The following is an 8,083-nucleotide window of genomic DNA, read 5'->3' on the forward strand; positions in this document are numbered from 1 at the left end:
TGGTGGTGGGGACGGCACTCCCGGCGACGGCCGGCGTGATGACCGGCGGGACCGGCGGCAGCAGCCGCGGCGGACCCGGCCACGGCGGGACGAGGGCGGCGATGGACGCGGCCGTCCGGACCGAGGGGCTGCCCGGGATGATCGCCACCGCCCGCTCAGGGCACGGCAGTTGGACCACGGCGATCGGAACCGCTGACACCACGACCGGACAGCCCCGGTCGCCCCGGGAACGGTTCCGGATCGGCAGCGTGACCAAGATGTTCGTCGCGACCGTGGTGCTCCAGCTCCAGGCCGAGGGGCGACTCGACCTCGACGACACGGTGGACAGGTGGCTGCCGGGCGTGGTGAGCGGGAACGGGAACGACGGCTCGGCGATCACCGTCCGGCAGCTGCTCAACCACACCAGCGGGCTCTTCGCCTACGACGACGACCCCGGAATGGCGACCGCACTGTTCACGCCGCAGTTCCTGAGCCGTCGCTACGACACCTACACACCGCAGGAGTTGGTGCGGATCGCGGTGTCGCACCCGCCGGTCTTCGCCCCCGGCGCGAAGCGCGAGTACTCCAACACCAACTACATCCTGGCCGGGATGATCGTCGCCGCGGTGACCGGACGCCCGTACGGCGCGGAGATCGAGCAGCGGATCGTCCGGCCGCTGGGCCTGGGCGGCACCAGCGTGCCCGGCACCACCACCGCCCTGCCCCGGCCGCACGCGCGCGGTTACTCGAAGCTGTTCGGCGGGTCGCCGACGCCCGTGGACACCACCGAGCTAAACCCCTCGATGGCCGGCGCGGCCGGGGAGATCGTCTCCACGACCGACGACCTCACCCGGTTCCTCTCCGCGCTGATGCGCGGACGGCTGCTCCCGCAGGCGGAGTTGGACGAGATGCTCACCACGGAGGGTCCCGGCGGGCTCGGCATCGGCGGCGGGACGCTGTCCTGCGGGGTCACCGTCTGGGGCCATGACGGCGGCATCCACGGGTCGTCGACGCTGGCGCTGACCACCCGGGACGGGCGGCACGCCGTCGCGTTCAACACCAACGCCGACTGGTTCACCGGCAAACTCGGGCTCGCCGAGGCCGAGTTCTGCGGCTGACCCCGACGGGATCCCACGGCTGCCGGGCGGGAACGGCTGCGCCCGTTCCCGCCCGGTCAGTTGAACAACCAGTACTGGTTGGCCTGGCTCCCGCAGTCCCACAGCATCACCACCGGGCTGCGCCCCCAGTTGGCGATGTCCGCGCACTGGCCGGGGAAGGCGATGCTCTCCAGGCGGGTCGGGCCGGGGAAGGAGTCGATCTTCCAGGTCTGCCCCAGGCCGTCGCCGCAGAGGTTCTGGATGAGCTGCTCCCCGTGGCCCAGGGAGCCGTCGGCGCAGTACTGGCTGGCCTCGTTCCGGATGTTCCAGCCCCCGCTGGTGCTGTTCCAGGAGACGCTCCAGGACTGGTTGCTGCCGCCGTGGCACTCCCACATCTGGACCCACGGCCCCCTGCCCCAGTCGTAGGCGTCCAGACACTTGCCGGCGGCCTCGGGGCTCGCGCTGGTGATCGTGGAGGGCAGGCCGGGCTGCCCGGCCGCTCCCACCACCAGCGCGGCCCCGGCGGCCCCGAGGATCGGGCCGAGTCGTGTGGACACGTTCATACGTGGACTCCCGTGGTCGGACGGCGTCGGTCCCCCGACGCTAGGACCGGGCCGGCGTCCGTGCACAGACGAGTACCGGCCGTTCGTGATCACAGCCGGGCGCCGCGGGTGGTCGCCACCCGGGCAGCTGTTCTGCGAGGCCGTCCACCGGCCGAGCCCTACGGCTCCGTCCGCCGGACGTACACCCCCTCGGCGAGTGGCAGGAAGCCGTGCCGTTCCCAGGCCCGGCGGAGCTTGTCCATCGCTTCTTCGTCAGGCCGCCGGACCTCGGGGTCGTCCGAGTTGTAGCTGCACGGCTCGTCCGGCCCGTGCTCGTGGATCGGGGCCGGGTAGCAGACGGCGAGGGCTCCCGGGACGGCCAGACGTCGGAGGGCCTCGACGGCCAGACCCATCCCCACGCCCTTGCCCCGCCACTCGTCCACGACGTGGACCGACTCCAGGAGAAGCAGCAGCGAGGGGCGCAGCTCGGCGAGCACCGGGGTGAGTTCTCCGGCCTCGGTGAAGATCACGCGCGGGATGCGGTCGAGGAGGCCGGGGTCCTCCTCCAACACGGCCCGGGGGTTCGGCGTCACGCCGGGGATGACGCGGGTGATGTCGGCGGTGCCGAAGACCTTGGCGCCGTTCTCGTAGAAGCTGGCCCGCCACCGGTCCGCGTTCTTCGACCAGTCCGTGCCGGCGAAGTGGCGCGACTCGTACGAGATGACGAGACGCTCGGTCATCGGTGCTCTCCCTTGCACATGGGGGCAGGCCCCTCGCCGCGCGCGCGAGGGGCCTGCCAGTGTGACAGGTGCTACTTCGACGGTGGGGTGGGCTTCTCCTCGGCGGGCTTGCCCGCGTGCTTCGGCGGGGGCTTCTCGTTGCCCTTGTGCTTGGACACGACGATCTCGACGCGCATGGGTGACTCCTCCTACTCGGCCGGGGTGGCGTCGGTGGTCACGACCTCCGGCGGCATGGGTCCGGGCGGCCTTTCGGGCTTCTTCTCCGGGTCGTAGCGCATGCTGATGCCTCCTCACAGGCCTGGATCCGTCATCAGGACGGTAGGGACGGCCAAAGGTGCGGCGCCACGAAGTTCCACGGAGTTCTACGCCAATCACTCCAGGGCGTTGATCGCCTCCGAGATCAAGGCCCGGGCCGGCGCCCCGTACACCGCCAGAGAGGCCAACTCGCCGAAGGCCCGAACGTACTGCTCGACCTCCGTCGGCGCGGTGACGGTCACGGCGGCGGTCAGCAGTTCCACGTGCACTCTCCGATCGTCGAAGACGTTGAACGCCTCCAAGGTCCACATCTCCCGTCGGGCGGAGAACGGCACGATTCCGAGCGACACCCGGGGAAGGCTCATCAGCGCCAGCAAGTAGCCGAGCTGGTCGGCCATGGTCTGTGGGTCTCCCACCTGGTTGCGCAGCACCGACTCCTCGATCAGGACGGCGAACCGGTGGTCACCCTCCCGAATCACGCCGTCCGAACGGGCCAGCCGTGCGGCAACGGCCTCCGCCACGTCGTCAGGGGTCCGGTGAAACCGAGTAACGGCGCGTAGCAGTGCCGTCGCGTAGGACTCGGTCTGGAACAGCCCTGGGACGACGTTGGAGCAGTAGACGCGAAAGAGCCGAGTGCGCTGGTACAGCGGCACGCGGGACTCCTGCACCCGCCGCAGGCCCGTCCGTTGGACCCGACGCCACTCGACGTACATCGTGTCGGCGGCGCGCGATGCCGCGATCAGGTCCTCGGCCTGATCGTCGGCACCGCATGCCGAGCACCAGGCCCGAATGTCCGCGTCGGACGGCGGGGTTGTCCCGTTGGCGATGCGGGACACCTTGGACGCGTACCAGCCCGTGCGCGCGGCGATGTCCACCTGTTTGAGCCCGGCATCCCGGCAGAGCTCCCGCAGCCGTGCGGCCACCGCGTCGCGGGCCGCCTGAACGCTGGACGAGGGAGATCGAGCCATGGGACCGGGAGCGTCAGACCTCGAAGTCCTGGTGGGGAATTCCGCGCTCCCACACGGCTTCGAAGGCGTCCACGCAGCGCTTGACCACCTCGGGGTCGTCGCTCATCTCGTTGCCCAGGAACGAGCCGTCGCCGGAGAACAGGCCGAACTTCGCCACCCTGCCGTCGAACAGCCACAGGTCATTGCCCGGCAGCATCAGGTCGGAGGTGAGCCGCCGGGGCAGCCAGCGGACCGATTCCCCCGCAGCGATGTTCTGGAAGGTGCACGAGTGCTCGTACCGGATGTAGTCGGTCACGGGCACCGAGACGACCCGGGCCCGGCGGAACTCCACTCCCCGGGCGACCGCTTCCGAAACGGCCGTCAGGAAGGGATTCCACCAGGACGCCCGGTCGTCCGGGTCGTGGCGGTGCCCGGCCTTCCAGGCGGCGAAGTCGGCGTCCTCCTCCTCGACGCCGTACACGTCGCGCATCTCCAGATGGACGGCGCTGCGTCGGCTGTCCGCCAGTAGCTCAGCGAATGTCGGCACCTTCGGCGACACGGCAGGCCTCCCTGATAGCGGCCACCATCCGGGCAGGTACTCGGACGATCGCCTCGGACTCCGGGATGTGCCCCGACGTGAGGCACTCGGCCTCGGTGTCGGCGTCGGCCTTCCACCCCTGAATCACCATGTCGCGCGTCTCCGGGTCCACCCAGACAGTGGGGCAGTTCTCCCCATTCGTGTTGGGGTCCTTGGCGATGAACACTAGCTTCACGCTGGCCTCCGTTGGCGACCCGTTCAGCGAACTTCTACGCGGCTCAGCCGACGGATTACCCGTCGACGGGCCGTGCCAAGCATCGGACCGCCGACCCGCCCCGGCCCTCAGGCCGCCGTCCAGAGGCCGAGCTTCTCCGGGTTGCGGACCGCCCAGATGCGGGTGATCCGGCCGTCCACCACGTCCAGGGCTGCCACCGTGGCCGTGGCGCCGTCCCGTTGGGCGACCAGGCCGGGGCGGCCGTTGACGGTGCGCTCCAGCAGGACCAGGCCCGGGGCCCACTCCGCCATCTGCGCCAGGTACTGGGCGATCCGCTCGCCGCCCTCGACCGGCCGGACCACCGCGCTCACCAGCCCGCCGCCGTCGGCGACCATGACGGCCGACGGGTCGAGGAGGCCGACCAGGGCGCCGATGTCCTTGGCCTCCCAGGCCTGTCTGAACTCCCGCACCACGACGGCGCTGCCGGTCGCCGGGGCGGGCGCGGTACCGACCCGGCGGCGGGCCGAGGAGGCCAGTTGTCGGCAGGCGGCGGGCGTCCGGTCGACGATCGCGGCGATCTCGGGGAACGGGTAGCGGAAGACGTCGTGCAGCACGAACACCACCCGCTCGGCCGGGGTCATCGACTCCAGCACCACCAGGAACGCCATGCCCACCGACTCGTCCAGGGCGATCCGGTCGGCCGGATCGGCCGTCCCGCCCGCCCCGACCGCCCACTCCGCCCCGTCCGGCAGCGGCTCCGGCAGCCACTCGCCGACGTAGCGCTCGCGCCGGACCCGCGCCGAGCCCAGCACGTCCAGGCAGACCCGGCTGAGCACCGTCGTCAGCCAGGCGCCGGGCGAGGCGATCGCCGCCCGCCGCTCCGGCGCCTGCGCGTACCAGCGGGCGTAGGCCTCCTGCACGGCGTCCTCCGCCTCGGCCACCGAGCCGAGCATCCGGTAGGCGAGGCCGACCAGATGCCGCCGCTCGCCGACGGCCGTGTCCGCGTTCCGTTCGAATCTCTCGCCCTCGGTACCCATGCCGGTCGCCCCCGTTTCGTTCCCACCCGCCTCACACTTCGCGGGCCTGTTTCGTCGAACCAGCGGGACACTACCGACCCACCGCCACCAGGCAGGAAGAGGGACCGCACCATGGTCATCACGACGACGACCCAGCCCGCACGCCGCAGCCTCACTCTCCTCCGCTCCAGCATCGCCGTGCAGACCCTGGCGATCTTCTACCAGGCGACCACCGCCGGCCTGTTGCTCTCGACCTCCTACGGCGAGACCCTGCACAGCGTGGGCGCCCGGGTGATGTACGGCGCCTCGATGGTCTACCTGCTCGCCGCGGTGCTGGCCTGGCGGCCCGGCGGCGGCCCGGCCCGGCCGATCCTGTACGCGACCGGCTTCCTCGTCCTCGCCTCCGTCCAGGTGGTCCTGGGGGTCACCCACCACCCGGCGCTGCACGTGCCGCTGGGCGTGCTGATGTTCGGCCTGAGCCTGCTCGACCTGGGCCGAAGCCTGACCGCCGGTGCGCGCGGAGCCCGCTGAACTCCCCCCCAGGTCCGGCCCGTCCTTCCGGGAACTCCGGCGCTCCGGCGGACAGGAGAGGGCATGACCACTACGTCCCCCCTGTCGCGCCGGAGCGTCCTCCGGGCCCTGACCGGCGCTGCCGTCCTGGGCGGTGCGGCATCCGTCTCCGTCTCCGTCTGCGGCTCCGCGGCCTTCGCCGCCGAGCCGCAGACGGAGCCGGGGACGTACACCCTGACGATCCGGCACCTGGGCCGGGACGGCCGAGTGCCGACGCACTACCGGACCTCCGTCACCGGGATCTCCGGCCCCGGCGCCGGCCGGTCCGAGCAGCCCCACGACGCCTCGGGCACCACCTCCGTGCGGCTGCCCGGGGGCCGCTACCTGCTGGAGAGCAGCCTCTGGACGGACCGGGTGGCGGACGGCACCGACTGGATCGTCCAGCCCCGGCTCGACCTCGACCGCGACACCACCGTCACCGTCGACGCCCGGACCACCGCCCCCGTCGACGTCACGCCCCCCGACGGCTCCGCGGCCTTCCTCAACAGCGGGATGTTCATCGAGGTCACGCACGAGGGAGCGACCAGGATGGCCAGCATCGTCAAGGCGACGCCGACCCTGCGCACCGCCCATCTGGGGCCCGAGACCGAGGCCGGGTCGGTCAAGCAGTGGTACGACTCCTACTGGACGACCCGCACCGGCGGCTACGCCCTCGGCCGGACCTTCTCCGGCACCCGCGCGCTGACCGGGCTCACCTACCACTGCACCGCGGGGGAGCTGGCCGCCCTGGAACTCCGCGCCGCCGCCCGCCCGGACGCCGGCGGAGCGGGGACCGGGGCCGGGACCGGGACCGCGGTGATCGACCTGGCCCCGACGGTCGGACCGGCCGCCGGGCCGAGCGTCGGCGCATCCTGGTCCCTGCCGGTGCCGGGGACGGCCACCCTGTTCGTCACGCCGGGGCGCGGCCGTTGGGACGTCGTCTACACGGCCCCCGCGGCCCCCGGCGCCCGCCCGAACCGCTACTTCGTCGACGGCATCGCCCTCCGGGCCGGAGCCACCACCGTCCACACCTTCGACAGCCCGGTCGTCGGGCCCGCGCTCGCCGGCCGCGCCGGTGTCGAACGCGAGGGCGACACCCTCACCGCCGACCTGCCGCTGCTCGCCGACGGCGACGGCCACGTGCCGACGGCGCCGTCCTTCGACACCGCCTGGGCCGGGCTCTACCGCGACGGCGCGCTGCTCCACGCGCGGTCCGGCGGGCTCGACCGGGCGACGTTCACCGTGCCGCCCGGCCCGGCCTCGTACCGGCTGGCCGCCACGGTGGCCCGCCGGGGCGCGACCGGCGCGACCACCCGGGTCAACGCGTCGTGGACCTTCCGCTCGGCCACCACGACCGGCCCGGTCCCGGTGCCGGTGAGCGTGGTCCGGTTCTCGCCCGGACTCGGCCCGGCCGGCACCGCGCCGGCCGGGAGCCCGATGCGGGTACCGGTCACCGTGCAGGGCGCCGCCGCCGACGGCCGGGTCCGCTCGCTGACGGTCTCGATGTCCGCCGACGGCGGCAGCTCCTGGACCGTGCTCCCCGTCCACAAGGGTGCCGTCACGGTGCCGAACCCGGCGGCGGGCACCTCGGTCTCGCTGCGGGCGGAGCTGACCGACACCGACGGGAACACCCTCGACCAGACCCTCGTGGACGCCTATCGCACCGGGTGACCCACGCAGAAGCCCCGGTCGCCCCGGCATCACCCTGCCGCCCCGGTCCGCGCCGCCCAGGTCAGCGCTCCGGGCGGACGCCGGGCGGCGGGGTGATGCCGAACTCGGACTCCAGCAGCTCCCGCAGCGCCTCCGGGCCGTCGACCCGCTCCACCGTCACCGTGCCGTCCCGCGCGGTGCGGGTGAGGGTGGTGCCGTCCAGGGCCAAGTGCCCGTCGACGTACGTCCGTTGCACGAACAGGCGGCGGAACGGCGAGCGCGGGTGGGTGGCCACGTGCCAGTTGGCGACGCCGATGTCGGGCAGCGGCGCGGCGTCCAGGGTGAAGGACACCAGCTCGATCCAGGTGTCCCCGGACCGGGCCTGGAGCACCCACACCGGCGCCGGGCCGTCGGCCTCCTCCAGCACCAGCCGGTGCCGCCGGCCCCGGCCCTCCCGGACCGGCCCGGGGACCATCGGCAGCGGCTCCAGCAGGGCGTCGATCGACCCGAAGCCGACGTCGACCAGGTACCGCCCCTCGCCGCCCCCGGGCCCCTC

Annotated in this window: 10 protein-coding genes; 3 read left to right on the forward strand and 7 right to left on the reverse strand. The window is 72.8% G+C overall.

The window, feature by feature from the left end:
- On the forward strand, positions 1 to 1,097 hold a 1,097-nt coding region (locus tag VR45_RS32650; RefSeq protein WP_353612736.1), incomplete at its 5' end, for a serine hydrolase domain-containing protein.
- Between the two features lie 56 nt (positions 1,098 to 1,153).
- Here VR45_RS32650 and VR45_RS32655 read toward each other — a convergent pair.
- The 6 genes from VR45_RS32655 to sigJ form a co-directional block, all read right to left on the reverse strand.
- The gene (locus tag VR45_RS32655) at positions 1,154 to 1,639 is read right to left on the reverse strand and encodes an RICIN domain-containing protein (RefSeq protein WP_045943505.1); all 486 of its coding nucleotides are present in this window, start codon (positions 1,637 to 1,639) and stop codon (positions 1,154 to 1,156) included.
- 158 nt (positions 1,640 to 1,797) lie between these two features.
- Positions 1,798 to 2,358, reverse strand: coding sequence for a hypothetical protein (locus VR45_RS32660; protein ID WP_045943506.1), 561 nt, complete (start codon positions 2,356 to 2,358; stop codon positions 1,798 to 1,800).
- Positions 2,359 to 2,729: 371 nt separating this feature from the next.
- Positions 2,730 to 3,581 (reverse strand): helix-turn-helix transcriptional regulator, encoded by an 852-nt coding sequence (locus tag VR45_RS32665; RefSeq protein ID WP_045943507.1) that lies wholly within the window; start codon positions 3,579 to 3,581, stop codon positions 2,730 to 2,732.
- Between the two features lie 13 nt (positions 3,582 to 3,594).
- On the reverse strand, positions 3,595 to 4,107 hold the full coding sequence (locus VR45_RS32670; protein WP_078897050.1) for a DUF6879 family protein: 513 nt from the start codon (positions 4,105 to 4,107) through the stop codon (positions 3,595 to 3,597).
- A complete protein-coding gene (locus VR45_RS32675; RefSeq protein ID WP_045943509.1) occupies positions 4,091 to 4,333 on the reverse strand; it encodes a hypothetical protein in 243 nt (80 codons plus the stop codon). The genes VR45_RS32670 and VR45_RS32675 overlap by 17 nt, the downstream gene beginning before the upstream one ends.
- Before the next feature lie 107 nt (positions 4,334 to 4,440).
- The gene (gene sigJ, locus VR45_RS32680; protein ID WP_045943510.1) at positions 4,441 to 5,349 is read right to left on the reverse strand and encodes an RNA polymerase sigma factor SigJ; all 909 of its coding nucleotides are present in this window, start codon (positions 5,347 to 5,349) and stop codon (positions 4,441 to 4,443) included.
- 111 nt (positions 5,350 to 5,460) lie between these two features.
- Here sigJ and VR45_RS32685 point away from each other — a divergent pair, with 111 nt between their 5' ends.
- Together VR45_RS32685 and VR45_RS32690 are read left to right on the forward strand one after the other, a co-directional pair.
- Entirely contained in the window at positions 5,461 to 5,859 is a 399-nt protein-coding gene (locus VR45_RS32685) for a hypothetical protein (protein ID WP_045943511.1), read from the forward strand.
- A gap of 63 nt (positions 5,860 to 5,922) precedes the next feature.
- Positions 5,923 to 7,548, forward strand: a complete 1,626-nt coding sequence (locus VR45_RS32690; protein WP_045943512.1) for a hypothetical protein — start codon at positions 5,923 to 5,925, stop codon at positions 7,546 to 7,548.
- A 61-nt stretch (positions 7,549 to 7,609) separates the two neighbouring features.
- On the opposite strand, the gene VR45_RS32695 is transcribed toward VR45_RS32690, so the two are convergent.
- Positions 7,610 to 8,083 (reverse strand): arylamine N-acetyltransferase (locus tag VR45_RS32695; RefSeq protein ID WP_045943513.1); only part of this gene is annotated, 474 nt, incomplete at its 5' end.

It is taken from the genome of Streptomyces sp. NRRL S-495 (assembly GCF_000966955.1).
GTDB lineage: Bacteria > Actinomycetota > Actinomycetes > Streptomycetales > Streptomycetaceae > Kitasatospora > Kitasatospora purpeofusca.